21 protein-coding genes and 1 tRNA gene are annotated in these 24063 nt (G+C 70.1%); 11 read left to right on the plus strand and 11 right to left on the minus strand.

What is annotated here, in order from left to right; all coding sequences use genetic code 11:
• Nucleotides 1–20: 20 nt before the first annotated feature.
• The 4 genes from ABZT49_RS32295 to paaG all read right to left on the minus strand — a co-directional run bounded on the left by ABZT49_RS32295 (nucleotide 21) and on the right by paaG (nucleotide 3479).
• Entirely contained in the window at nucleotides 21–650 is a 630-nt protein-coding gene (locus tag ABZT49_RS32295) for a TetR/AcrR family transcriptional regulator (protein ID WP_355292453.1), read from the minus strand.
• An 8-nt stretch (nucleotides 651–658) separates the two neighbouring features.
• Nucleotides 659–1993, minus strand: coding sequence for a phenylacetate--CoA ligase PaaK (paaK, locus tag ABZT49_RS32300; protein WP_355292455.1), 1335 nt, complete (start codon nucleotides 1991–1993; stop codon nucleotides 659–661).
• Between the two features lie 236 nt (nucleotides 1994–2229).
• Nucleotides 2230–2637: a hydroxyphenylacetyl-CoA thioesterase PaaI gene (gene paaI / locus ABZT49_RS32305; protein WP_355292496.1), complete on the minus strand. Its 408-nt coding sequence runs from the start codon at nucleotides 2635–2637 to the stop codon at nucleotides 2230–2232.
• Nucleotides 2638–2672: 35 nt separating this feature from the next.
• A complete protein-coding gene (gene paaG / locus ABZT49_RS32310) occupies nucleotides 2673–3479 on the minus strand; it encodes a 2-(1,2-epoxy-1,2-dihydrophenyl)acetyl-CoA isomerase PaaG (RefSeq protein WP_355292457.1) in 807 nt (268 codons plus the stop codon).
• Between the two features lie 234 nt (nucleotides 3480–3713).
• Here paaG and ABZT49_RS32315 point away from each other — a divergent pair, with 234 nt between their 5' ends.
• From ABZT49_RS32315 to ABZT49_RS32330, 4 genes are all read left to right on the plus strand, one after another.
• Nucleotides 3714–4871, plus strand: a complete 1158-nt coding sequence (locus ABZT49_RS32315; RefSeq protein ID WP_355292459.1) for an ABC transporter substrate-binding protein — start codon at nucleotides 3714–3716, stop codon at nucleotides 4869–4871.
• A 249-nt stretch (nucleotides 4872–5120) separates the two neighbouring features.
• Nucleotides 5121–6158, plus strand: coding sequence for a branched-chain amino acid ABC transporter permease (locus tag ABZT49_RS32320; RefSeq protein ID WP_355292461.1), 1038 nt, complete (start codon nucleotides 5121–5123; stop codon nucleotides 6156–6158).
• 2 nt (nucleotides 6159–6160) lie between these two features.
• Entirely contained in the window at nucleotides 6161–7939 is a 1779-nt protein-coding gene (locus tag ABZT49_RS32325; protein ID WP_355292463.1) for a branched-chain amino acid ABC transporter ATP-binding protein/permease, read from the plus strand.
• Entirely contained in the window at nucleotides 7936–8688 is a 753-nt protein-coding gene (locus ABZT49_RS32330; RefSeq protein WP_355292465.1) for an ABC transporter ATP-binding protein, read from the plus strand. The genes ABZT49_RS32325 and ABZT49_RS32330 overlap by 4 nt, the downstream gene beginning before the upstream one ends.
• A gap of 404 nt (nucleotides 8689–9092) precedes the next feature.
• Here ABZT49_RS32330 and ABZT49_RS32335 read toward each other — a convergent pair.
• Both ABZT49_RS32335 and ABZT49_RS32340 read right to left on the minus strand, forming a co-directional pair.
• A tRNA-Ile gene (locus ABZT49_RS32335) sits at nucleotides 9093–9168 on the minus strand.
• Between the two features lie 170 nt (nucleotides 9169–9338).
• Nucleotides 9339–9623: a hypothetical protein gene (locus ABZT49_RS32340; RefSeq protein ID WP_355292467.1), complete on the minus strand. Its 285-nt coding sequence runs from the start codon at nucleotides 9621–9623 to the stop codon at nucleotides 9339–9341.
• A 357-nt stretch (nucleotides 9624–9980) separates the two neighbouring features.
• Between ABZT49_RS32340 and ABZT49_RS32345 the strand changes: the two genes are divergently transcribed.
• Nucleotides 9981–10457, plus strand: coding sequence for an Lrp/AsnC family transcriptional regulator (locus ABZT49_RS32345; RefSeq protein WP_093564527.1), 477 nt, complete (start codon nucleotides 9981–9983; stop codon nucleotides 10455–10457).
• A gap of 34 nt (nucleotides 10458–10491) precedes the next feature.
• Here the strand turns inward: ABZT49_RS32345 and ABZT49_RS32350 are convergent, their stop codons facing one another.
• From ABZT49_RS32350 to ABZT49_RS32370, 5 genes are all read right to left on the minus strand, one after another.
• A complete protein-coding gene (locus tag ABZT49_RS32350) occupies nucleotides 10492–12150 on the minus strand; it encodes an ABC transporter ATP-binding protein (protein WP_355292469.1) in 1659 nt (552 codons plus the stop codon).
• The gene (locus tag ABZT49_RS32355) at nucleotides 12147–13010 is read right to left on the minus strand and encodes an ABC transporter permease (protein WP_355292471.1); all 864 of its coding nucleotides are present in this window, start codon (nucleotides 13008–13010) and stop codon (nucleotides 12147–12149) included. The genes ABZT49_RS32350 and ABZT49_RS32355 overlap by 4 nt, the downstream gene beginning before the upstream one ends.
• Entirely contained in the window at nucleotides 13007–13963 is a 957-nt protein-coding gene (locus tag ABZT49_RS32360; protein ID WP_355292473.1) for an ABC transporter permease, read from the minus strand. Before ABZT49_RS32360 ends, ABZT49_RS32355 begins: the two co-directional genes overlap by 4 nt.
• A 73-nt stretch (nucleotides 13964–14036) precedes the next feature.
• Nucleotides 14037–15647 (minus strand): ABC transporter substrate-binding protein, encoded by a 1611-nt coding sequence (locus tag ABZT49_RS32365; RefSeq protein ID WP_355292475.1) that lies wholly within the window; start codon nucleotides 15645–15647, stop codon nucleotides 14037–14039.
• A gap of 1178 nt (nucleotides 15648–16825) precedes the next feature.
• The gene (locus ABZT49_RS32370) at nucleotides 16826–17182 is read right to left on the minus strand and encodes a cupin domain-containing protein (protein ID WP_355292477.1); all 357 of its coding nucleotides are present in this window, start codon (nucleotides 17180–17182) and stop codon (nucleotides 16826–16828) included.
• A 317-nt stretch (nucleotides 17183–17499) separates the two neighbouring features.
• Here ABZT49_RS32370 and ABZT49_RS32375 point away from each other — a divergent pair, with 317 nt between their 5' ends.
• From ABZT49_RS32375 to ABZT49_RS32400, 6 genes are all read left to right on the plus strand, one after another.
• Nucleotides 17500–18387, plus strand: a complete 888-nt coding sequence (locus ABZT49_RS32375; protein ID WP_355292479.1) for a GNAT family N-acetyltransferase — start codon at nucleotides 17500–17502, stop codon at nucleotides 18385–18387.
• A 101-nt stretch (nucleotides 18388–18488) separates the two neighbouring features.
• Complete coding sequence (locus ABZT49_RS32380) at nucleotides 18489–19358, plus strand: GNAT family N-acetyltransferase (protein WP_355292481.1); 870 nt, start codon at nucleotides 18489–18491, stop codon at nucleotides 19356–19358.
• Nucleotides 19359–19410: 52 nt separating this feature from the next.
• Complete coding sequence (locus tag ABZT49_RS32385) at nucleotides 19411–20688, plus strand: FAD-binding oxidoreductase (protein WP_355292483.1); 1278 nt, start codon at nucleotides 19411–19413, stop codon at nucleotides 20686–20688.
• On the plus strand, nucleotides 20685–22142 hold the full coding sequence (locus ABZT49_RS32390; protein WP_355292485.1) for an aldehyde dehydrogenase family protein: 1458 nt from the start codon (nucleotides 20685–20687) through the stop codon (nucleotides 22140–22142). The genes ABZT49_RS32385 and ABZT49_RS32390 overlap by 4 nt, the downstream gene beginning before the upstream one ends.
• 197 nt (nucleotides 22143–22339) lie before the next feature.
• Nucleotides 22340–22987, plus strand: coding sequence for an isochorismate family cysteine hydrolase YcaC (ycaC, locus tag ABZT49_RS32395; protein ID WP_355292487.1), 648 nt, complete (start codon nucleotides 22340–22342; stop codon nucleotides 22985–22987).
• Nucleotides 22988–23096: 109 nt separating this feature from the next.
• Entirely contained in the window at nucleotides 23097–23999 is a 903-nt protein-coding gene (locus ABZT49_RS32400; protein WP_355292489.1) for a LysR substrate-binding domain-containing protein, read from the plus strand.
• The last annotated feature ends 64 nt before the right edge of the window (nucleotides 24000–24063 follow it).

The following is a 24063-nucleotide window of genomic DNA, read 5'->3' on the forward strand; positions in this document are numbered from 1 at the left end:
CGCGCGGCAGCCGGTGACAATCACCCGCCCACCACCCTCACCTCCGGCACCCGCTCCTCCGCGATCCCCCGCGCCCCCTCGGCGATCAGCCGGGTGACGAGATCCGCGTAATCCGCCCGCGTCAGTCCCGCCCCCGGCCGGAACCAGAGATAGTGCCAGTTGACCATGCCGAAGAACGACATGGTCACGGGCTTCAGGAGCGCCGTGCCGGCGAGATGCGGCGCCACCCCGGCGATCGCCTCGGAGAACAGGCGCACCAATTCGCGCTCGCTCGCCTTCACCTCCGCCTGCCGCTCGCTCGAGAGCAGGCCGAGGTGGTTGATCTGCACCTTGTGCTGGGCATCGGCGTCCCGGTAGGCCTCGAGCAGCGCGCCGGCAAGGCTGCGCAGGCGCGGCTCGGGGGCGAGGCCCGGGCGGTCGGCGGCCTCGACCGCTTCCAGCAGCTCCTCCAGGTGCAGCCGGATCACGTCGAACAGGATCTCGTCCTTGTCGCGATAGTAATGATACAGGTTCGCCTTCGAGACGCCGCAGGCCTCGGCGATCCGGCTCATCGAGGCGCGGTCGTAGCCGTGGGCGGCAAAGAGCTCGGCCGAGCGATCGAGGATCGCCCGGCGCTTGTCGTCGTAGTCGCTGGCGCGGGTGCGGGCCATGCTCGTCGCTAATCCCGGGGACGCTGGTCGATGACACGGCGGGCCTTGCCGAGGGAGCGCTCGATGCCTCCCGGGGGCAGCACCTCCACCGTCGCGGTGATGCCGATCGTGTCCTTGACCGCCTGACACAGCCGGTCGGCCGCCGCCTCGCGCAGGTCGGCGATGTCGGCCTCGGGCCGCGCCTCGACGCGGATCGTCATGGTGTCGAGCCGGCCCTCGCGGGAGAGCACCACCTGGTAATGGGCCGAGAGGGCCGGGATGGTCAGGATCTTCTCCTCGATCTGGCTCGGGAAGACGTTGACCCCGCGCACGATCATCATGTCGTCGGAGCGCCCGGTGATCTTCTCCATCCGCCGCATCGCCCGGGCGGTGCCGGGGAGCAGCCGGGTCAGGTCGCGAGTGCGGTAGCGGATCACCGGCATCGCCTGCTTGGTGAGCGAGGTGAAGACCAGCTCCCCCTCCTCCCCGTCCGGCAGCACGTCTCCGGTGCGCGGGTCGACGATCTCCGGGTAGAAGTGATCCTCCCAGATGTGCAGGCCGTCCTTGGTCTCGACGCACTCGCTCGCGACCCCAGGCCCCATCACCTCGGACAGGCCGTAGATGTCGACGGCGTGGAGGTCGAACGCCTCCTCGATCTCCTGGCGCATCGCGTTGGTCCAGGGCTCGGCCCCGAAGATGCCGACCTTGAGCGAGGAGGCGCGCGGGTCGAGGCCCTGGCGGCGGAACTCGTCGAGGATCGCCAGCATGTAGGACGGCGTCACCATGATGATGTCGGGCTTGAAGTCCTGGATCAGCTGGACTTGGCGCTCGGTCATGCCCCCCGACATCGGGATCACCGTGCAGCCCAGGCGCTCGGCGCCGTAATGGGCGCCCAATCCCCCGGTGAACAGCCCGTAGCCGTAGGCGACATGGATCAGCATGCCGGGCCGCCCGCCCGCGGCCCGGATCGAGCGCGCCACCACGTCCGCCCAGACGTCGATGTCGGCCTTGGTGTAGCCCACCACCGTCGGCTTGCCGGTGGTGCCGGACGAGGCGTGGATGCGTGCCACCTCTTCCCGCGGCACCGCGAACATCCCGAAGGGGTAGTTCGCCCTGAGATCCGCCTTGGCGGTGAAGGGGAAGCGGGCGAGGTCGGGCAGGTCGGAAAAATCGCGCGGATGCACGCCGGCGGCGTCGAAGGCGGCGCGGTAATGGGGCACGTTGGAATAGGCGTTGTGCAGGGTCTCGCGCAGCTTCTCGCGCTGCCAGGCGGCGAGCTCGGCCCGCGAGGCGGTCTCGAACCGGTCGAGCTCGGAGGCCTCCGGCACCATGCGGGCGAGCTTGCGGGGGGCGATTTGGAGCATGGCGTCTTCTCCCTGAAGTATTTTTATGAAGTTCTGCACGAAATCATCGACAGACTTGACATTCTCCACGTCACCCCGGGGCTCGCCGAAGGCGTGAACCCGGGATCCATAACCGCTGACGTTGGAGGAAGAGGTGGGTCGCGTCCCGCCTCATCCTGCCATCTCGGCGGTTATGGATCCCGGGTTCCGCTTTCGCGGCCCCGGGATGACGCAGAGAGTGGACAAATCGTGGGGGATCACCTGTGATCCGCCCCACCCTCCCCCGCCAGCACACTCCCCGGCACGGTCCGCGAATGCCCGCGGAACTCCGCCACCACGTGGCCCTCCGCGTCGGTCACCGTCACGTCGTAGATTCCGGAGCGCCCCTCGCGCACCCGCTCGACCGCCCGCGCCGTCAGCACCTCGCCGCATTTCCCCGGCCGCAGGAACGTCACCGCGCAATGCTGCGCCACCGCCCGCTGATCGTAGGCGTTGCACGCGAAGGCGAAAGCCGAATCGGCGAGCGCGAAGATGAAGCCGCCGTGGCAGGAGCCGTGGCCGTTCACCATATCGTCGCGCACCCGCATCGACAGCACCGCCTCGCCGGGCCCGGCCTGGTCGAGGATCATGCCGAGCCCCTGGCTCGCCCGGTCCTCGGCCCACATCGCCGCGGCACAGGCGCGGGCCGTCTCCTCCGGGCTCACCGGGAGCGCCCGGTGAAGCGCGCCGGGCGTTTCTCCAGGAAGGCTGCTACGCCCTCGCGGTAATCCGGCGAGCGACCGGCCTCACCTTGCAGGTCGCGCTCGACGGCGAGCTGCGCCGCGAGGTCGTTCGTCTCCGAGGCGTCCAGCGCCCGGCGGATCAGCGCCAGGCCGTAGGTCGGCGCCTGCGCCAGCTGCGCGGCGAGGCGATGTGCCTCGTTCATCAACTCGGCGTCGTCGATCACCCGCCAGATCATGCCCCAGGATTCCGCCTGCTCGGCGGTGATCGGCTCAGCGAGCAGCGCCATGCCGCGGGCCCGGGCCCGGCCGGCGAGGCGCGGCAGCAGCCAGGTGCCGCCGGCATCCGGGATCAGCCCGAGCTTGGCGAAGGCCTGGAGGAACTTGGCCGAGCGCGCCGCGAGCACGAGGTCGCCGTGGAAGGCGAGGCTGGCGCCCGCGCCCGCCGCCACGCCGTTGACGGCGCAGATCAGCGGCATCGGCAGGTCGCGGATCTGCGTCACCAGCGGATTGTAGAATTCTTCCAGCGTGCGCGACAGGTCGGGCTCGACGTCCGGCGCGAAGTTGCGGGCAGCGAGGTCCTGGCCGGCGCAGAAGCCGCGGCCGGCTCCGGTGAGGATCAGCGCCCGGCACTCCGGATCGGCAGCGGCGTCGCGCAACGACTCGCGCAGGGCCAGATGCAGCGGCTCGTTGAAGGCGTTGAGCCGGTCGGGCCGGTTGAGCACCAGCACGCGGTAGCCCGCATGATGCTCCGTCAGCACGAGATTTTCGCCGGTTGCCTCGCTCATGGTGTGCCCTCCCCGTCGCGCCTGTGCCGGGCATCGCCGCCGGCGCGATCTATTGACCAACCGGACGGTAAATTATAAAGCTGTGCGGGCGAAGTCAAACGCGCGTGCCGTTAGCCGAACGCCAGGGTGGACGGAGAGCGCGCGGGGCTGCAAAGCACGAACGGGTTCAATGAAGCCCGGGACGCCGGCGACCGGATTGCAACCGGCGCGGCCCGATAGCGGGAGGACACCACCATGAGGCGCATCGTCTGGGCGCTCGCCCTCGCCGGCACCGTGCTGGCCGGACCCGTGCTGGCGCAGCCGATCAAGATCGGCGTCACCATCGCCAAGACCGGTCCGGCGGCCTCGCTGGGCATCCCGCAGGCCAACACCGTGACGCTGCTGCCGACCGAGATCGGCGGCCAGAAGGTCGAGTGGATCGTCCTCGACGACGCCACCGACACCACCAAGGGCGTCGCCAACGCGCGCAAGCTCGCCAGTGACGACAAGGTCGACGCCATCGTCGGCTCCTCGGTGACCCCGGTCTCCCTGGCGCTGATCGAGGTCGCGGCCGAGGCCAAGGTGCCGCTGATCAGCTTGGCTGCCTCCTCCAAGATCGTCGCCCCGATGGACGACAAGCGCCGCTGGGTGTTCAAGGCGCCGCAGAACGACGGCCTGATGGCCGAGGCGATCGCCACGCACATGGCCAAGGCCGGCGTGAAGTCGGTCGGCTTCATCGGCTTCAACGACGCCTATGGCGACGGTTGGCTCGCCGAGGTCACCCCCCGGCTCGAGGCCAAGGGCATCAAGCTCGCCGTCACCGAGCGCTTCGCCCGCACCGACACCAGCGTCACCGGCCAGGTGCTGAAGGTGATGGCGGCCAAGCCCGACGCGGTGCTGATCGCCGGCTCCGGCACCCCCGCGGCGCTGCCGCAGAAGACGCTCAAGGAGCGCGGCTACGCCGGCAAGTACTACCAGACCCACGGCGTCGCCAATGCCGACTTCCTGCGCGTCGGCGGCAAGGACCTGGAAGGTACGGTGCTGCCGGCCGGTCCGCTGCTGGTCGCCGAGCAGCTGCCGGAATCGAACCCGGTGCGCAAGGTCGCCCTCGACTACACCAAGGCCTACGAGGCGAAGTTCGGGGCGGGCTCGCTCGCGACCTTCGGCGGCCACGCCTACGACGCCGAGGTGCTGCTGGCGAACGCGATCCCCGTCGCGCTCAAGACCGCCAAGCCCGGCACGCCGGAGTTCCGCGCGGCGCTCCGCGACGCGATCGAGGGCCTGAAGGAGGTCGTCTATACCAACGGCGTCGTCACCATGACCCCGACCGATCATGTCGGCCAGGACGACCGAGCCCGCGTGATGGTGACGATCGAGAACGGCAAGTGGAAGCTGTTGTCGGCGACGAACTGAGCGAGTGCGACGGGAGCCATCGGCTCCTGGTGTCCCGCCTCGCACGAAAGCTTGCATCGCTTTCCCCATCCGCGACCTCATCCTGAGATGTCAGTCGATCGAAGATCGACTGACCTCGAAGGAAGGCTCCAGTTCTCGCAGAGATATCTGGAGCCCTCCTTCGAGGCCCACTGCGTGGGCACCTCAGGATGAGGTTGCGAGCGGGAAAAATCCAAGAACATCACTCGAAAACGCCCCGAGCCCTTCCCCGTGGACGCCACGATCCTCCTTCTTCTCCTTCAGGACGGCGTGGTGAACGGCGCGATCTACGCGCTGATCGCCCTGTCGCTGGTCCTGGTCTTCACCGTCACGCGGGTGATCCTGATCCCGCAGGGCGAGTTCGTCGCCTACGGGGCGCTCACGCTCGCGAGCCTGGAGGCCGGCACCCTGCCCGGCACCGTGCCGCTGCTCCTCGGGCTGGGCGTCCTCGCCTTCCTGGCCGATTGCGCCGAGGCGCGCCCGACAATGAGCGGGCGCGTGCTCGCGCGCCTCGCGCTGCGCGACCTCGCCCTGCCGGCGGTCGTGGCGCTCGCGGCCTGGTTCCTCGCGCCGACGAAGCCCGGTCTCGTCGTCGAGATCCTGCTGACGCTGGCCATCGTCACGCCGATGGGCGGCTTCCTGCACGCGGTGGCGTTCCGGCCCCTCGCCCACGCCTCGGTGCTGGTGCTGCTGATCGCCTCGGTCGGCGTCCACCTGGCGCTGACGGGCCTCGGCCTCGTGTTCTTCGGCGCCGAGGGCTCGCGCACCCCGCCCTTGTCGGAGGCCTCGTTCCCGGCCGGGCCCCTGCTGGTCAGCGGGCAGTCGCTGTGGATGATCGGCCTGACGCTCGCGATCATCGTGGGGCTCTGGCTGTTCTTCTCGCGCACGCTGCTCGGCAAGGCGCTGATCGCCACCGCCGTCAACCGCCTCGGCGCCCGGCTGATGGGCATCGCGCCCTCCCTCGCCGGCCGGCTCAGCTTCTCGGTCGCGGCCTTCATCGGCGCGCTCTCGGGCGTGCTGATCGCGCCGCTCACCACCGTCTACTACGACACCGGCTTCCTCATCGGCCTGAAAGGGTTCGTCGCGGCGATCATCGGCGGGCTGGCGAGCTATCCGGCCGCCGCAGCCGCCGCGATCCTCGTCGGCATCATCGAATCCGTCGCCTCGTTCGAGGCCAGCGCCTTCAAGGAGGTGATCGTGTTCATGGCGATCATCCCGGTCCTGCTCTGGCGCTCCCTGCGCTCGGCCCCGGTGGAGGACGAGGAGTGACCATGCCCGCCCGCCTCACGCCCACCGCCCTCCTGACCGGCCTCGCCGCGCTCGTCGTCGTCGCCCTGCCGTTCGTGCCCGGCGTGCCGCCGTTCTGGCTCACGCTACTGACCTATGCGGGCCTCTCGGCCATCGTGGTCACCGGGCTCGTGGTGCTGACGGGCGTCGCCGGCATCACCTCCTTCGGGCAGGCGATGTTCGTCGGCATCAGCGCCTACGCCACCGCCCTTCTCACCACTCAAGGCGGGCTCTCGCCCTGGCTGTCCCTGCCGGTGGCTTTGCTCCTGTCGGCCGCCGCCGCCTGGGTGATCGGCGCGATCACGCTCCGGCTCTCGGGCCATTACCTGCCGCTCGGCACGATCGCCTGGAACATCTCGTTCTTCTACGTGCTCGGCAACACCGACGCGCTCGGCCGCTACGACGGCCTCACGGGCCTGCCGCCGATTTCGATTCTCGGCCACCCGGTGCTGGGCGGCGGCGAAGCCCTGCTGCTGACCTGGGCCTTCCTGGCCTTGAGCCTGTGGCTCACCCACCGCCTGCTGCGCTCGCGCACAGGCCGGGCGATCCGGGCACTCAAAGGGGGGGTCGTCGCGGCCGAATCCTTCGGGGTCGACACCGCGCGGGTGAAGATCGTCGCCTTCGTCTACGCGGCGATGCTGGCGGCCCTGTCGGGCTGGCTCTATGCCCATATCCAGCGCGCCATCAACCCGACGCCCTTCGGCATCAATGCCGGCATCGAGTACCTGCTGATGGCGGTGATCGGCGGCGCCGGCTCGATCGGCGGCGGCGTCTTCGGCGCCGTGCTGGTAACGGTGCTGAAGGACCAGCTCCAGAACGTGCTGCCGCTGGTCTTCGGCGCGCAGGGCAATTTCGAGGCGATCGTGTTCGGGATCCTGCTGGTGCTGATGCTCCAGCGCGCGCCCGACGGGCTGTGGCCGCTGATCGTCCGCCGCTCCGTCGCGGCGCCGCCCGATCGCGGACCGGCGGGCGAGCCCCTGGCGCCCCGCCCGGCCGCCGCTCCCGGCACGGTGCTGCTGGAGGCCGCGAACCTGAGAAAGACCTTCGGCGGCCTCGTCGCCGTCAACGACATCGGCTTCCAGGTCGCGGCCGGCGAGGTGGTGGCGCTGATCGGGCCCAATGGTGCCGGCAAGAGCACCACCTTCAACCTCGTCACCGGCGTGGCGCGCCTCACCGCCGGCGCCGTGCGGTTCGCCGGCCGCGACGTCGCCGGCCTGCCGGCCCGGCGCATCGCCCGGCTCGGCTGCGCCCGCACCTTCCAGCACGTCAAGCTCGTCGCCGGCATGTCGGTGATCGAGAACGTGGCGCTCGGCGCCCATCTGCGCGGCTCGGCCGGGCCGTTCCGCGGCGCGCTCGGCCTCGACGCGGCGGAGGAGGCGGCGCTCTTCGCCGAGGCCGACCGCCAGCTCGCCCGGGTCGGTCTCGGCGCCTGCCGCGACCTGCCGGCCGGGAGCCTGGCGCTCGGCCAGCAGCGCATCGTCGAGATCGCCCGCGCGCTCTGCCTCGGGCCTCAACTCCTCCTCCTGGACGAGCCGGCCGCCGGCCTGCGCCACCAGGAGAAGCAGGCCCTCGGCGACCTCCTGCGCCGCCTGCGCCAGGAGGGGTTGGGCATTCTCCTCGTCGAACACGACATGGATTTCGTGATGGGGCTCGCCGACCGGCTGGTGGTGATGAATTTCGGCGCCAAGCTGTGCGAGGGCGCGCCGGCGACCGTGCGGCGCGACCCCGCCGTGGTCGAGGCCTATCTGGGGAGCGCCGCATGACGCAGGCCATGCTCGAGGCCGAGAACCTCTCCGTCGCCTACGGCAAGGTCGAGGCGGTGCGGGGCGTGTCCCTGGCAGTGGAGCCCGGGCGGCTCGTCACGGTGCTGGGCGCCAACGGTGCCGGCAAGACGACGCTGCTCAACGCCCTGATGGGGGTGCTGCCGGCCCGCGGCCGCCTCCTCTTCGAGGGGCGCGACCTGACGCGGCTGCCGGTCGAGGCGCGGGTCGCGCAAGGATTGAGCCTGATCCCCGAGCGCCGCGAGCTGTTCTCGACCATGACCGTCGAGGACAACCTGAAGCTCGGCGCCTTTCGGTTCCGCAACACGGGGGGCGGCGGCGACCTCGGGGAGATGTACCGGCTCTTCCCCCGTCTCGCCGAGCGCCGGCGCCAGCACGCCGGCACGCTGTCGGGGGGCGAGCGCCAGATGCTCGCCATGGCCCGCGCCCTGATGGGCCGCCCGCGCCTCCTGATGCTCGACGAGCCGAGCCTCGGCCTCGCCCCGCTCATCGTCGCCGAAGTGATGCGCACGGTGGCGCGCCTGCGCGACGAGGGGGTGGCGATCCTGCTGGTCGAGCAGAATGCTCGCGCGGCGCTCCAGATCGCCGATCACGGCTACGTCCTCGACGGCGGCAGCGTGGTGCTCCAGGGCGACAGCCACACCCTCCAGGGCGATGCCCGGGTGGTCGAGACCTATCTCGGCAGCCTCTCGGTCGACGAGCCGCCGAGCCGCGCCGCCGCCGGGCGTTGAGCCGGGGATTTTAGCCTGGAGTGCCGGCCCGGGATCCGCCGATGGTCGCGGTCGCGCTATCATCGAGGGTGGACTGGGTGGCGGCTCGATTGGCGCCGGAGCCTGTTTCGGCTCGCCCCACGGCCTCAAGACCCTGCGCATCATTCCGGGGCCGCGCAGCGGCGTCCGGAAACCCCAGTGGTGAAGAATGGAGCGGAACGAGCGCCGCTCTGTTCTGAGCCATCTGCGGTTATGGTTTCCGGGTTCCGCTGCGCGGCCCCGGAATGACGCGGAGGGTTTCAATCCTGCGCAAGTCAAGCGATCGGGCGTCGGCATTGAATCTGCGCGCACCAATTCGCGCCATCGCTCAGGCTCGGCGAATTTGCGATCGGGTCATCTATCGGAGATTCAATCGTCGGGAGTCTTGGTGGGCCCGGTAGGACTCGAACCTACAACCAGACCGTTATGAGCGGTCGGCTCTAACCATTGAGCTACAGGCCCTCGGTCTTCGTCTCGATGTCTCCGGGCGCTTCGGCGGCAGAGACGGCGACGCGAGACCTGCCCGTAGGTACCTGGGGACCATGGCGTCGGCAAGCCCCTTTACCATGGTCCTTGCGCAAGTCGGGGGTCACGGAGCCGGCCCGATCCGGGCTCTCGCCCCGGCCGAGGGATCAGCGCGCGGCCTGCTCCATGCCCGACGACGACGCGAATCCCATCGTGTCCTTCTCCGCATCTCCCATCGACGCGCCCACATTCATCACCGGGCGGCTACCGGCTCGGGCGGCGGCAGGCAGGGCGGCCTCGGGCTGGGCACAGAACAGCCCGACCGTGTCCTTCTCCGGGTTGCCGGTGGTCGGGCCGACGCGCATCGGCAGGTACAGCGGACAGCGCGCCGCTGCGGGGACTATGGAGCCGACGATCAACAAGGCCGCGAGCGGCGCAGCGAACGAGCGCATCTCTCCCTCCCGGGATCTCGATTATTGTCTGTATGACGAGAGACTGCGCGATCTACGCAGCCTGTCCGGATGTCATCTATCTGCCGATTCGAGTCCAGTGGCGTCATCAGATTGAATGACATCGCTGTATTGGCTGGAATGGCGATTGGGAATTCATGTGAGCGGGTGCCGGCCTCGGCCTCCGCGCCGGCACCGGCCGGGACGCTGCGTCCGCGGCAGGGTGGCATTTCATGCCGTCACGCGCGAAACCGGAGGCGAATGTGCCGGCGGAGAGCCCGATCGCTCGATTGCGGGGCATGGCAAAAGCGGCAAAACTCCGTCGAGCCTCCGCGCCGACGACGAACCAGACAGACCCCGATGAAGCTCGACAGGATCGACCTGAAAATCCTCTCCGAACTGCAGAAGAACGGCCGCATCACCAATGTCGAGCTGGCCGAGCGGGTGAACCTGTCGCCGAGCCCGTGCCTGATGCGGGTGAAGAAGCTGCAGAGCGAGGGCTACATCGCGAACTACTCGGCGCAGATCAACCTGTCGAAGCTCGGCCAGGCGCTGACCGTCTTCACCGAAGTGACGCTCAAGAACCACCGCCAGGCCGACTTCGCCCGGTTCCTGGCCGCGATCGAGAAGATCGACTCGGTGATGGAGTGCCACCTGATCTCGGGCGGCTACGATTATCTGCTCAAGTTCGTCACCGTGGACGTCATCGAGTACCAGACGACGATGGAGCGGTTGCTCGATCTCGACATCGGCATCGAGCAGTATTTCAGCTTCGTCGTGCTGAAGTCGCCGATCGTGCGGTCGTACCTGCCGCTCGACACGATGTTCCGGCTCTGACGGCGGCGCCCGGAGCCCCCGGGCGCGGGACCCGTTACCGTTGCGCGAAGGCCCGGGTGAGCTCGGGATCCTGCGTCAGGCCGTCGAGCCAGCCGGTGCGCAGCTGCGGCACCGAGGAGAACAGCAGCCGCGAATAGGGCTGCGTCGGCTGCCCGTCATTCACATCGGGGCGGAGCTGCTCGACCTTCTCGCCCTTGTACATCACCACCACCTCGTCGCAGACCGCCCGCACGGTCTCGATGTCGTGGCTGATGAACAGGTAGGACAGCGACAGTTCGCGCTGCAACTCCTTCAGGAGGTCGATGATCGCGGCGGCCACCACCGTGTCGAGGGCCGAGGTGATCTCGTCGCACAGGATCAGCCGGGCATCCGCCGCCAGCGCCCGGGCGAGGTTGATGCGCTGCTTCTGCCCACCCGACAGCTCGCCGGGGCGGCGATGGCGCAGGGGCCGGGGCAGCCGCACCATGTCGAGGAGCTGCTCGATCCGCGCCTCGCGCTCGCGCCCGCCCATGCCGTGGTAGAAGGCGAGCGGCCGGGCCAAAATCTCGCCCACCGACTGGTGCGGGTTGAGCGCGGTGTCTGCGGACTGGAACACGATCTGTAGATCGCGCAGGTCCTCGCGCCGCCGCTTGCGAAAATCCGGCGCCAGCGGCCGGCCGTCGAGGAGGATCTCGCCCCTGGCCGCCGGCAGGATGCCGGCGATCACCCGGGCAAGCGTGGACTTGCCGCAGCCCGATTCGCCGACGATGCCGAGGTTGCGCCCCCGCGCCAGCGCGAGGTCGACGCCCTTGAGGATGCGCAAGGCGGGCAGGCCCTCGGCGTCCGGCTTGCCGTAGCCGGCCACCACGTTGCGCACCACGAGGAGCGGCGCCTCGTCCTGGTCGAGGGGGCGCACGCGCGGCGCGGCGGCCGGGCGGAAGGCCGCCAGCAACTCGCGGGTGTAGGGGTGCTGCGGGCGTTCCAGGATGTCGGCGGTGCGCCCCTCCTCCCGGATCTCGCCGTGGCGCAGCACGATGATCCGGTCGGCGATCTGCGCCACCACCGCGAGGTCGTGCGAGACGTAGACGCCGGCGATGCCGCCCTTGCGCATCACCGACTTGAAGGCGCGCAAGACCTCGACCTGGGTGGTGACGTCGAGCGCCGTCGTCGGCTCGTCGAAGATCACGAGCTTGGGGTCGCCGATCAGCGCCATCGCGGCCGAGAGGCGCTGGAGCTGGCCGCCGGAGACCTGGTGGGGGTAGCGGTCACCGATCGTGTCGGGGTTGGGCAGCGCCAGTGCCCGGAACAGCTCGACCGCCTTGGCGCGGGCTTGCGCGATCGGCATCGTGCCGTGGATGCGCACGACCTCGACCACCTGGTCCATGATCGTGTGGGCGGGGTTGAAGGCGGCGGCCGCGCTCTGGGGCACATAGGAGACCAGCGACCCGCGTAATCCGGCGCGCCGGCTCTCGGGCAGCGCCCCCATCTCGACGCCGTCGAGGGTGACGGTGCCGCCGGTGACGCGGCAGCCGGGGCGGGTGTAGCCCATCAGGTCGAGGGCGATCGTGGTCTTGCCCGAGCCGCTCTCGCCGATCAGGGCGACGATCTCGCCCTCGTCGATGTCGAACGAGACACCGCGGATGATCTCGAGGGTGCGGCCCGCATCGGTGCGCGCCTCGATCCTCAGGTCGCGGACTTCGACGAGGCGGCTCATGCGTCTTCGCTCCGGTCGCGGATCTTCTGGGGCAGGTTGTCGATGAGCAGGTTCACGCTGATCGTCAGGCTGGCGATGGCGATGAGCGGGAAGATCACCGCCGGCGCGGCGAGGGACAGGCCGCCGATATTCTCCTTCACCAGCGCCCCCCAATCGGCGTTCGGCGGCTGCACGCCGAGGCCGAGGAAGGACATGCTGGAGAGGAGCAGCACGATGAAGACGAAGCGCAGGCCGAGATCGGCCAGGACCGGGCCGACGATGCCCGGCAGGATCTCGGCGCGGATCAGGTAGCCGAGCCGCTCGCCGCGCACCCGCGCCACGGTGACGTAGTCCATCGCGTTGACGTTGACGGCGAGCGCCCGGGCGAAGCGGTAGGAGCCGGGGATGTAGATGACGGCGAGCGTCAGGATCAGGACCGGGATCGAGGAGCCGACCGCCGCCACCAGCACCAGCGCCAGGATCTTGCTCGGGATCGAGATCAGCGCGTCGAGGAAGCGGCTGAGCGCGGAGTCGAAGAACCCGCCGACCACCGCCGCCGCCATGCCGAGGGTGACGCCGCAGAAGCACGCGATCGCGACCGCGGCCAGCGAGATCCCCACCGTGTAGCGGGCACCGAACAGGATGCGCGAGAGCACGTCGCGGCCGAGATAGTCGGTCCCCATCGGGTAGGCGCCCGAGACCGGCTGAAAGAAGTCGAAATCGACGATCTCGCCGACCGGGTGGGGGGCGATCAGCGGCGCGATCACCGCGACGACCGCCCAGGCGAGGATCACCAGGAAGGCGACCGCGCCGACCGGGCTGATCCGGTAGCCGAGGCGCCAGCGCCGAGCCGGCCGCGTGCTGGACAGGGAGACGCTCATGCGTGACGCAGCCTCGGGTTGGAGACGATGGTGACGATGTCGGCGACCGTGATCAGCAGCAGGTAGGCGAGGCAGAACACCATCGCGCAGCCCTGGATCAGCGGCAGGTCGCGGGTCGACACCGCGTCGAGCATCAGCTTGGCGATGCCCGGATAATTGAAGATCGTCTCGACGATGATGACGCCGCCGAGCAGGTAGGACAGGGACAGCGCCACCGCGTTGACGATCGGCCCGAGTGCGTTCGGCAGGGCGTGGTGCAGCACCATGCGACGGCGCGAGGCACCCTTCAAAAGCGCCATCTCGACATAGGGCGTGTTCAGGGTCTCGATCACGGCGGCCCGCGTCATGCGGATCATCTGCGCCGAGACGACGAAGCTCAGCGTCAGCACCGGCATCGCATAGGCCTTGAGGAGACCCCCGAACGTCGTCACGTCGCCGGTCATCGACAGGGCCGGTAGCCAGCCGAGATACACCGCGAAGACGATCACCGAGAGGGTCGCGACCATGAATTCCGGCACCGAGATCACCGCGATGGTGAAGACCGCGACGATCCGGTCGACGAGCGTGCCGCGCAGGATCGCGGCGGTGACGCCGAGGGTCAGCGCGACCGGCACCGAGATCGCCGCGGTCACCCCGGCGAGCTTCAGCGAGTTCGCGAGGCGACCGGCGATCTGCTCGGCGACCGGGATGTTGTTGACGTAGGAGATTCCGAGATCGCCCGTCGCGAGGTTCTTCAGCCAGATCAAGAAGCGCAGGGCGGCGGGCTGGTCGAGATGCATGGCGGTCCGCAGGCCCTTCACCGCCTCCGGCGTCGCCGCCTGGCCGAGCAGGATCTGCACCACATCCCCCGGCAGGAGCGCGGTCGCGAAGAAGATGACCACGGCGACGATCAGCAGCGTCACCACCGTGACCACCACGCGGCCCGCGATCATGCGGAGGATGAGAGTGTTCATGGGCGCTCCCGCGCTGGCCGCGACGATGAAGGAGGTCCGGGGGCGGCGGACCGCCCCCGGGACCCGTGGGTTGTCAGGCCCCGAACCAGGCGTACTCGGCGAGGCCGTAGGCCATCATGCCGCCGAGCGGGTTCGCCACCAGCCCCTTCAGCTTGGGCGACACGCCGTCGAGGTTCGACTGGAAGGCCGGGATCACGGTGCCGGCCTCGTTGGCGACCATCGCCTGCATCTCGCCGTAGATCTGCTTGCGCTTGGCCTGGTCGAGGGCGCCTCTCGCTTCGAGCAGCATCGCGTCGAATTTTTCGGACTTGTAGCGGCTCTCGTTCCACGGCGCGGCCGACTGGTAGAACTGCGAGAAGATGACGTCCGGAGTCGGGCGGGCGTTGATGTTGCCGAAGCCGACCGCGTCCTTGAGCCAGTGGTTCGACCAGTAGCCGTCCGACGGGACGCGGTCGATGACGAGGTTCAGCCCGATCTTGCCGCCTGCCTGCTGCAGCACCGCGGCGTAGTCGGCCGAGCTGCTGGCGGCGTCCGAGGCCACCATGCGGATTTCCGGGCCGAGCATGCCGGCCTTCTGGAACAGGGACTTCGCCCGCTCCGGATCGAACTCGCGCTGCTTGAGCCCGGCGTTGAAGTAGGGGCTCCACGGCGGGACCGGCTGGTCGTTGGCGATCTCGGCGAGGCCGCGCAAAACCGACTTCTGGATCACCTGGCGGTTGATCAGATACTTGAAGCCCTCGACGACCCCGGCCTTGTCGCCCGGCGCGAGATCGAGGCGGATATTGAGGTTGGTATAGGTGCCGAGCTTGCTGATGAAGGGGGCGATCGCCGGGTTGCCCTCGATGATCCGCAGCGAGCGCGGGTTGAGGTTGGCGCCGACATGGATGTCGCCCGACAGGACCGCGTTGAGGCGGGCCGACTCGTCCGAAATCGCGAAATACTCGAAGGTGTCGAAGTAGGGACCCGACGACTTCCAGTAGTTGGTGTTGCGGGCGACGATCGAGCGGACGCCCGGCTTGAACTCCTTCAGGACGAACGGCCCGGTGCCGTTGCCCTTGGTGAAGTCGGTGGTGCCGTCGGCCACGATCATGAAGTGGTGCAGGGCCAGGATCGTCGGCAGGTCGGCATTGGCGGCCGTCAGCGTGATCGTCGCCGTCAGGTCGTCGGCGGCGGTGACGTCGGCGAACTGCTTGGCGATGGTGGCGACCTTCGAGCCGGTGGCCGGATCGAGGTGGCGCTTGAGCGAGTAGACCACGTCCTTCGCGGTCAGGCTCTTGCCGTCGTGGAAGGTTACACCCTTGCGCAGCTTGACGGTCCAGGTCTTGGCGTCGGCGCTCTCGACGCTGTCGGCCAGTTCCATCGTCAGCTGGCCGGCGCCGTTGATGTAGGTCAGACGGTTGTAGAGGGCGCAGCAGCGGGTGTAGTCGGTGGCGTTGGAGGCCTTGGCCGGGTCGAGCGTGTCGGCGGTCGAGGCCGAGAAGCCCGCGATCTTGAGGTGGCCGCCCTTGACCGGCTCGGCGGCGAGCGCCGCGCCGGCGCGGCCGAGGATCGCGGTGCCGGCCGAGAGGGCGACGCCGCCCGCCAGCAGCATCCTGAGCAATTCGCGCCGGTCGGCGCCGCGCCGGATGGCAGTCTCGACCATCGCGTCGTCACCGGGAGTCCAGTTGGCCATCCTGTCGCTCATCGCAAGTCTCCTGGTGCGACGGTGATCCGTCGTCGGCTTGAAAGATCGGGACGCTCTTCGCGTCGACGCGGGCCACATCCCGCAACGACGGTCGTGACGAGGGCGCGGACGGACCGGTGGCTCACGAGCCCGGGACGCGGGCGACATCCGGTCTCGCGGGCCGTGACGCTTTATGTCGGGGCCGCTCCGCGCCCGCGGCGGGAGGGCCGTCCGACGCCGCCGGCGATCCGGGCGGCGGCGGGTGAAATTCCGCGGATGGCGCAATGTCCGTGCCATCCGATCCCGTCCGGCGCCCTCCCCCTCCGGAGGATCGGGGCCCGGCCCGGCTCTCAATGACAGCAGTGTGGCGGATCCGCCTCGCGATTTGCACCGAAACGACGGAGGGGGACGGCACAAAATTCCGAATCTTCGGTCCCGGCAAAATTTATGCAGCGGGCCGCCGGGCGGCGCTCCGGCGGCAAGCGGGCATGTCCGGCTTTGTTACAGCTTGAGCGGTACGAGGCGTTGTGCAGTCGAGGGCGAGGTCACGTCGCTGTTCCGGCAGAAGAGAGAGGTCGTGAGGCCTTGTATCGACTGGCGTGAGCGCCGGGTCGGGGACGACCGCGTCCGGCCGGCGGCTTTCCTCTACGGATCAGGGGCGGCGCCATTTGTGGAACGCGGCGAGTGGGGGATGTCCGGTCTCGTCGGAATGGCGGACCGCGCGGATCGACGGTCCCGGCGGAGTGCCGACGATGCCGGTGGCCCGCCACGATGCGCAACAATCTGCTGCGGTCCGGATTCCTGCGCTGAACTGGTCACGGGCTGCCGGGGAAAGGCTGTTGGGGAAAGAAAGGGCGCGGACATTCCCCTCTCGCCGCCCGCGGCGAGAGGACTTCACCCCCTTGTCGGGGGTGAAGTGAGCGGAGGCGGAGCCGGAGCAAGGGTGAGGGGGTCTCTCGGGATGAGGCTCATCCAGCACCACCCCCTCACCCTCGCCCTGTGGGCTTGTCGCGTCCCTTGAACGGGGACACGACCCTCTCCCCACCCACGGGGAGAGGAGAAACCAACGCATTTTTCTTTGCCTGCCGCCCTGCAGTCACCGAAAGCACCCGCCGCCCGCCTCCCGCCGGCCAGACACGAAAAAGGCGGCCTCCCGGCCGCCTCCTCCGTTCCCGACACTGTCGTGGGTCAGTCCGCGCTCACTCGTAGACGCAGACGTAGATCTTGCGCACCGTCTCGATCGTGCGCCAGATGCCGACGAAGCCGGGCTTCATCACGAAGCTGTCGCCGGCCCGGTAGGTCCGGGTCTCGCCGCCCGTCTCCTCGATCTCGACCAGGCCGGAGAGGATGTGGCAGAACTCGAAGGTGGTGCCCTTGATCGAGTGGGTCTCGCCCGGGGTCGCCTCCCAGATGCCGGTCTTGATCATCCCGTCGCGGGTGTCGTCCTGCGCCCAGGTCTTGAATTCCGGCGAGCCCGAGATCAGGCGCTCGGGCAGCGGCAGGGCCTCCTTGGGGGGGAAGCGCGGATCGGTGTCGAGGGTGACGAGAAGGCTCATGCCGGTCTCCTGGGCTTGTAGGGTGTCGGGATCCGCGGCCGCGCCGGTCGCCGGCGGCAGGCGGATCGAGGCGGAAGGCCGGCGGCGCGGAGCCGGCCTCCCCTTGAACCGGCTCGACCTTAACGGCGGGAACCCGGGGCTCCTGCCGTAAATCGGGAGGCTTCGGGCGAAAATTCCGAAAACCGCCCGATCTCCAGCGGAATTGTCGGCGCGGTCCGGGTCATCTTTTTGGCGAGCGGTGGTGCCATGACGGCGCGGCGCGGGTCTCGGGCCCTGCGTCTCGCCCGCGCGGCGCCGGCCGGCAAGGAGAGGATGTGGTGACGACGCCCCCCAACACGATGCGGCTGAAGTCCTTCGAACTCGCCACGCAGGACATCGCCACCGTCGACGTGGACGCGCTCCACGGGCTGTCCCTCGGGGTCGAGTGGCCGCACCGCCCGGGCGACTGGGAGGCCCTGCGTGCTCTCGGCCACGGCGTGGCTGCCATCGACGAGATTGGCCGCGTCTTCGGCTCGGCGATGTGGTTCCCCCACGGCGAGGAGTGCGCGACGATCGGCATGGTCATCACCTCGCCGCGGCTCCAGGCCCATGGCGGCGGGCGCTGGATGATGGAGCGCATCCTCCAGCAATGCGGCGAGCGCCGGCTGATCCTGAACTCGACCCGCGCCGCCTACCGCCTCTACGTCTCGCTCGGCTTCGAGCCGCAGGCCACCGTCTACCAGTGCCAGGGCCAGGCGACGTCGGCGGCCGCGCCCCGGCCCAGCCTCGCCGACGCGGTCGAGGTGCTGATGCCGTCCGCTCTCGACGAGGTCGCAGGCCTCGACGCGGCCGGCTTCGGCGCCGAACGCCCCCGGCTGATGGCGCAGCTCGCCCGGACCGCCGAGATCCGCGGCCTGCGGCGCGACGGGCGCCTGGTCGGCTACGGCATGCGCCGCGCCTTCGGGCGCGGCACGGTGATCGGCCCAGTCGTGGCGGAGAGCGAGGAGGAGGCCGCTTCGCTGGTCGCCAGCCTGCTCGCCGGCCTCGATGGCCAGTTCGTCCGCCTCGACACCCGGCAGGAGACGGGACCCTTGCGCAGCTACCTCGAGGCGGCGGGCCTGCGCCTGTTCGATACGGTGCGGACGCTGACCCGCGGCGCCCCGCTGCCCTTCGTCGAGCCCGGGCGCCCCGGCGTCTACGGGCTGGCGGCGCACGCCCTGAGCTAGAGCACCCGACCACTTTTCGAGATGCGACGCATGACGTGGACCGCCCTCCCCGACGGGCGGAAGGTCGCGTCGCGCGCCCCATCGACTGGGATACCCCTGCCATGGACACCGCCACCCTCCCGGACCGCCGGATCGCCGCCGACGCGACTGCCCTTGTGCCGTTCGCCGCCGCGCACTTGCCCGGCGCGCTCGCGCTGTCGCGGGAGATGTCGTGGCCCTACCGGCTTGAGGATTGGGACTTCGCCCTGCGGGTCGGCCGCGGCTTCGCCCTGGAGCGCGACGGCACGGTGATCGGCACGGCGGCCTGGTTCCCCGACGAGGCGGACCACGCCACGATCGGGATGATCATCGTCGCGGGCGCGGCCCAGGGGCGGGGCTACGGGACGCGGCTGGTGGAGGCGCTGCTCGGCGCGGCCGGGACCCGGACCCTGCTCCTCAACTCGACCACCGAGGGGCGCGCGCTCTACGCGCGCTACGGCTTTCGGCCGGTCGGCACCGTCCGGCAGCACCAGGGTCCGTACCAGCAATGCGGTGCGGCAGTCGCGGATCCGGACCTGCGGGCGATCACGCCGGACGACCTCGGGGCGATCGCGGCGCTCGACCGGGCGGCGACCGGCTTCGCGCGGCGCCCGCTGCTGGAGTGCCTGATCGCGGCCGGCGAGGGCCAAGTGCTCCTGCGCGACGGCGCGCCCGCGGCCTACGCAATTACCCGGCCCTTCGGCCGGGGCCACGTGATCGGCCCGGTCGTCGCCGGGAGCCCGGACGAGGCGCGCCGCCTGATCGCGGCGTCCCTCACCCGCCTCGACGGGCATTTCGTGCGGATCGACGTGCCTGAGGGCGCCGGGCTCTCGCCGTGGCTCACCGAGATCGGGCTGAATCAGGTCGGCGACGCCCTCACCATGGTGCGCGGCGCTCTCGCGCCGGTCGGGCCGGCGCGCCTCTTCGCCCTCGCCAACCAATCCTTCCATTAGCGCGACGCTGCGTTCCGTCGCCCCTCCAGACCTCGAATCTTCCGGTGCCGCTATGAAGCTCACATCCTATTGGCTGGACACGTCGAACCCGTTCACCGGCGGTGCCACGGGGCCGGTCGAGGGCACGTGCGACGTCGCGGTGATCGGCGGCGGCCTGACCGGGTCCTCCGCCGCCCTGGCGCTCGCCAAGAAGGGTGCCCGCGTCGTCCTGCTGGAGGCCGACGTGATCGGCGGCGCCGCCTCGGGTCGCAACGGCGGCATGTGCAACAACGGCTTCGCGCAGGATTACGCCACCCTCTCGGGCAAGCTCGGCCAGGAGGCCGCCAACACGCTCTACCGCGCCTTCGATGCCGGGGTCGACACGGTCGAGCGGCTGGTGCGGGAGGAAGGCATCGATTGCAGCTTCGCGCGTGTCGGCAAGATCAAGCTCGCGGCGAAGCCCGAGCACTATGACAAGCTAGCGCGCAGCCAGGAGCTGCTCGCCTCGACCGTCGATCCCGACACCGAAATGGTCAGCCGCGCCGACCTCCCCGCCGAAATCGGGTCGCAGCGCTATTACGGCGGCCTGATCTACCGCAAGAGCGCTGCCCTGCATGTCGGGTGCTTCGTCCGAGGGCTCGCCGAGGCCGCCGCCCGCCGCGGCGTCGCAATCCACGAGCGCACGCCGATGACCAGCCTGAAGGCGGCACCGGGCGGCGGCCACCTCGTCGGCACGCCCAAGGGCACGGTGCGGGCGAAACAAGTGCTGCTCGCCAGCGGCATCTCGCAGGCCGGGCCGCTCGGCTGGGTCCGCCGGCGCATCGTGCCGGTCGGCGCCTTCCTGATCGCCACCGAGCCGCTGCCACTGGCGATGCTGGACCGGATGACGCCGCGCCGCCGCAACGCCACCGACACCAAGAACCTCGTCAACTACTTCCGCACCACGCCGGACAACCGGCTGCTCTTCGGGGGACGTGCCCGCTTCGCGGTCTCGAACCCGGCTTCGGACGAGAAGAGCGGCGAGATCCTGCGCGCCGCCCTGCACGACGTCTTCCCCGAGCTGAAGGACGTGCGGATCGACTATTGCTGGGGCGGCATGGTCGACATGACCCGCGACCGCCTCCCCCGGGCCGGCGAGCGCGACGGCATCTACTACTCGATGGGCTACAGCGGCCACGGCACCCAGATGTCGACCCTGATGGGCACCATCATGGCCGAGGTGATGGACGGGCGCGCCGAGCTGAATCCCTGGGGCGGCTTCGCCTGGCCGGCGATTCCGGGCCATTTCGGCCCGCCCTGGTTCCTGCCGGTGATCGGCGCCTATTACCGCCTCAAGGACCGTTTCCAATGACCGATCCGCTTCGGCACCTGATGCAGGCCGGATTCCTCGGCCGCTTCTACAGCGACGGGGCGTGGCGCGAGCCGGCGGGGACGGAGCGCGCCGGCGTCGTCGACCCGGCGAGCGAGACGGTGATCGCCGAGATCGCCCTCTGCGATCGAGACGACGTCGCGCACGCGGTCGCCGCGGCGAGGCGCGCCTTCCCGGCCTGGTCGCGCACGCAAGCCTCCGAGCGCGCCGCGCTCCTCGACCGCGTCCACGGGCTGGTGATGGAGCGGCTGGAGCTGTTCGCCCAGGCGCTGAGCGCCGAGATGGGCGCGCCCATCACCTACGCGCGCCAGGCGCAGGTGCCGCTCGCCGCCGCCCATCTGCGGGTCGCCCGCGACCTGCTGGCGACCTACCCCTTCCTGTCGCAGCGCGGCACCACCGCCATCGCCCGCGAGGCGATCGGCGTCTGCGCGCTGATCACGCCGTGGAACTGGCCGCTCTACCAGATCACCGCCAAGGTCGGCCCGGCGCTCGCGGCGGGCTGCACGGTGGTGCTGAAGCCGAGCGAGCTGTCCCCCCTGAGCGCGCTCCTCTTCGCCGAGGTGATGCACGAGGCCGGCTGCCCGGCCGGCGTGTTCAACCTCGTCAACGGCACCGGGCCGGTGGTCGGCGAGGCGCTGGCGACCCATCCCGAGGTCGACATGGTCTCGATCACCGGCTCGACCCGGGCCGGCGTGCTGGTGGCGCAGGCCGCGGCGCCCACCGTCAAGCGCGTGGCGCAGGAGCTCGGCGGCAAGTCGCCCAACGTCGTCCTGCCGGACGCCGATCTCGCCCGCTGCGTTCCCCACGGCGTCGCCGCGGCGATGCGCAATCTCGGCCAGTCGTGCAGCGCGCCGACCCGGATGCTGGTGCCCCGCGCCCGCCTCGCCGAGGTCGAGGCCCTGGCGCGGCAGGCCGTAGCCGCCTTCGTGGTCGGCGATCCGCGGCGCGAGGCGACCACCCACGGCGCCATCGCCAACCGGGCGCAGTACGACCGGATCCAGCAGATGATCCGGATCGGCATCGAGGAGGGTGCCAAGCTCGTCGCCGGCGGCCCCGGGCGGCCCGACGGCCTGACGACCGGCCTCTTCGCCCGCCCGACGATCTTCTCCGAGGTGCGCCGCGACATGGCGATCGCGCAAGAAGAGATCTTTGGGCCGGTCCTGGCGATCCTGCCCTACGACAGCGTCGAGGAAGCGGTCGAGATCGCCAACGACACGATCTACGGGCTCGGCGCCCACGTGCAGGGCGCCGACATGGACCAGGTGCGGGCGGTGGCGGCACAGATCCGCGCCGGTCAGGTCCACCTCAACGCGCCGGACTGGGACCCGGCGGCGCCCTTCGGCGGCTACAAGCGCTCCGGCAACGGCCGCGAATACGGCCGCGAGGGCCTGGAGGAGTACCTGGAGACCAAGGCGATCCTCGGTTTCTACCGGTAGCCGGGACGGGGCCGTGATCCCGGAGGATCACGGCCTTCAGTGTCCGGCACGCCCACTCGCCGGGCCGTCATCCCGCAGTGATGGACGGCTTTTGGAAACGATCGTTTTCCATCGTTTCTGTTTCCAGCCAGAAACGCCGCAGACATACTCTCTTCATCGAAACGGCGCCGCACCGGCCGCCCCTGATGGAGATGACCATGACGAAGCCCTATACCCGCCTCGACCTCGACCAGGCCGTCGTCCTGCTGGTCGATCACCAGGCCGGCCTGATGTCGCTGGTGCGCGACCTCGACCCCGACCGCTTCCGGAACAACGTGCTGGCGGTGGCCGACCTCGCCGCCTACTTCAAGCTACCGACCATCCTCACCACCAGCTTCGAAGAGGGCCCGAACGGCCCGATCATGCCGGAGCTGAAGGCCAAGTTCCCGGACGCGCCCTTTATCGCCCGGCCCGGCCAGATCAACGCCTGGGACAACCCCGATTTCGTCGCCGCCGTGAAGGCGACCGGCCGCAAGCAGCTGATCATCGCCGGCGTCGTCACCGAGGTCTGCGTCGCCTTCGTCGCCCTGTCGGCCATCGCGGAGGGCTATGAGGTGTTCGCCGTCACCGACGCCTCCGGCACCTTCAACCCGGTGGTGCGCGACGGCGCCTGGAACCGGATGTCGGCGGCGGGCGTGCAGCTGGTGAACTGGTTCGCGGTCGCCTGCGAACTGCACCGCGACTGGCGCCGGGACGTCGAGGGGCTGGCGACGCTGCTCGGCGACCACATCCCGGACTATCGCAACCTGATGACGAGCTACGCCGCGCTCCGGGGCACGATCCCGAACGCGAATCCCGGCGCCTAAACCGCGCCATGACGGTGCGGGAGTTTCGTGACATAGAGCGGCCCTGCGCGTCGATCGACCTTCCCCGCGTGCGGGAAGGTCGATCGGTCTCGGTCACGGGCTCTCCGGCATGGCGAAGATCGTCGCTCTCCAGTACTTCGCGGTCGTCACCCGCTGCACGTCGCTGCGCGACGCCGCCACCCAGCTCGACATCCATCCGAACGTCCTGGCGCGGCACATCTCGCAGCTAGAATACTACATGGACGCGCCGCTCCTGGAACGCAGTCCCCTCGGCATCCGCCTGACCGCGGCGGGGGAATTGCTCGCCGCCAAGCTCGACCGGACGATCAACGAGCTCGACCACGTCGTCCGCCTGATCGACGACCTGAAGGGCCTGCGCGGCGGCCTCGTCGGCGTCCACGCCGCCGAGGGCGTCGCCTCGGCGATCCTGGTGCCGGTGCTCGCCGCCTTCGCGGCCCGGCACCCGCACGTCCGCGCCCGGCTGCGCACCGGGACCGCGAAGGACGCGGTGCGGGCAATCGAGGACGCCTCCTGCGACCTCGCCCTCACCTTCTTCGCCCCGGCCTCCGACGCGATCACGGTGATCAAGCGGGTGCGGCTGCCGCAATTCATCATCGCGCCGCCGGACCACCCGGTGACGCGGGAGGGCGGCGCCACTCCGGCCGCGCTCGCGGGCTATCGCTGGGTGCTGCCGGGCCCGGATTTCGGCGTGCGCACCTATCTCGACCGGGCGGCCGCCGAGGCCGGGTGCCGGATCGTGCCGACCTTCGAGGCCGCCTCCCTCGACCTGCAGCGCACGCTCATCGTGCAAGCCGGCGCCCTCGGGGTGCTGCCGCGCGCCACGGTCGCCGACGGAATCGCCGCCGGCACGATGGTGGCGGTGCCCTTCCCCGACACGATGCCGGTCGAGACCTACCTCGACCTCTGCGTTCCGGCCGACCGGCAGCCGAGCTTCGCCGCCGAGCGCCTGCGCCGCGACCTGGAGGCCGCACTGCTCCAGGTCAGGGCGTGACCGGCCGGGGAGTGCCACGAAAAACGGTGCACGCCTCGCACGATTTCGTCGTAGTCAGCCCGCC

It is taken from the genome of Methylobacterium sp. EM32 (genome assembly GCF_040593685.1).
Classification (GTDB): domain Bacteria; phylum Pseudomonadota; class Alphaproteobacteria; order Rhizobiales; family Beijerinckiaceae; genus Methylobacterium.

Bases quoted from the DNA above. Each gene is read 5' to 3' on its own strand.
- ABZT49_RS32325 (WP_355292463.1), top strand. From the start codon at position 6,161: ATGCCCGCCCGCCTCACGCCCACCGCCCTCCTGACCGGCCTCGCCGCG.
- ABZT49_RS32355 (WP_355292471.1), bottom strand. From the start codon at position 13,010: ATGAGCGTCTCCCTGTCCAGCACGCGGCCGGCTCGGCGCTGGCGCCTC.
- ABZT49_RS32360 (WP_355292473.1), bottom strand. From the start codon at position 13,963: ATGAACACTCTCATCCTCCGCATGATCGCGGGCCGCGTGGTGGTCACG.
- ABZT49_RS32370 (WP_355292477.1), bottom strand. From the start codon at position 17,182: ATGAGCCTTCTCGTCACCCTCGACACCGATCCGCGCTTCCCCCCCAAG.
- ABZT49_RS32385 (WP_355292483.1), top strand. From the start codon at position 19,411: ATGAAGCTCACATCCTATTGGCTGGACACGTCGAACCCGTTCACCGGC.
- ABZT49_RS32340 (WP_355292467.1), bottom strand. From the start codon at position 9,623: ATGCGCTCGTTCGCTGCGCCGCTCGCGGCCTTGTTGATCGTCGGCTCC.
- ABZT49_RS32345 (WP_093564527.1), top strand. From the start codon at position 9,981: ATGAAGCTCGACAGGATCGACCTGAAAATCCTCTCCGAACTGCAGAAG.
- paaG (WP_355292457.1), bottom strand. From the start codon at position 3,479: ATGAGCGAGGCAACCGGCGAAAATCTCGTGCTGACGGAGCATCATGCG.
- ABZT49_RS32400 (WP_355292489.1), top strand. From the start codon at position 23,097: ATGGCGAAGATCGTCGCTCTCCAGTACTTCGCGGTCGTCACCCGCTGC.
- ABZT49_RS32390 (WP_355292485.1), top strand. From the start codon at position 20,685: ATGACCGATCCGCTTCGGCACCTGATGCAGGCCGGATTCCTCGGCCGC.
- paaK (WP_355292455.1), bottom strand. From the start codon at position 1,993: ATGCTCCAAATCGCCCCCCGCAAGCTCGCCCGCATGGTGCCGGAGGCC.
- paaI (WP_355292496.1), bottom strand. From the start codon at position 2,637: ATGTGGGCCGAGGACCGGGCGAGCCAGGGGCTCGGCATGATCCTCGAC.
- ABZT49_RS32295 (WP_355292453.1), bottom strand. From the start codon at position 650: ATGGCCCGCACCCGCGCCAGCGACTACGACGACAAGCGCCGGGCGATC.
- ABZT49_RS32350 (WP_355292469.1), bottom strand. From the start codon at position 12,150: ATGAGCCGCCTCGTCGAAGTCCGCGACCTGAGGATCGAGGCGCGCACC.
- ABZT49_RS32365 (WP_355292475.1), bottom strand. From the start codon at position 15,647: ATGAGCGACAGGATGGCCAACTGGACTCCCGGTGACGACGCGATGGTC.
- ABZT49_RS32330 (WP_355292465.1), top strand. From the start codon at position 7,936: ATGACGCAGGCCATGCTCGAGGCCGAGAACCTCTCCGTCGCCTACGGC.
- ycaC (WP_355292487.1), top strand. From the start codon at position 22,340: ATGACGAAGCCCTATACCCGCCTCGACCTCGACCAGGCCGTCGTCCTG.
- ABZT49_RS32315 (WP_355292459.1), top strand. From the start codon at position 3,714: ATGAGGCGCATCGTCTGGGCGCTCGCCCTCGCCGGCACCGTGCTGGCC.
- ABZT49_RS32380 (WP_355292481.1), top strand. From the start codon at position 18,489: ATGGACACCGCCACCCTCCCGGACCGCCGGATCGCCGCCGACGCGACT.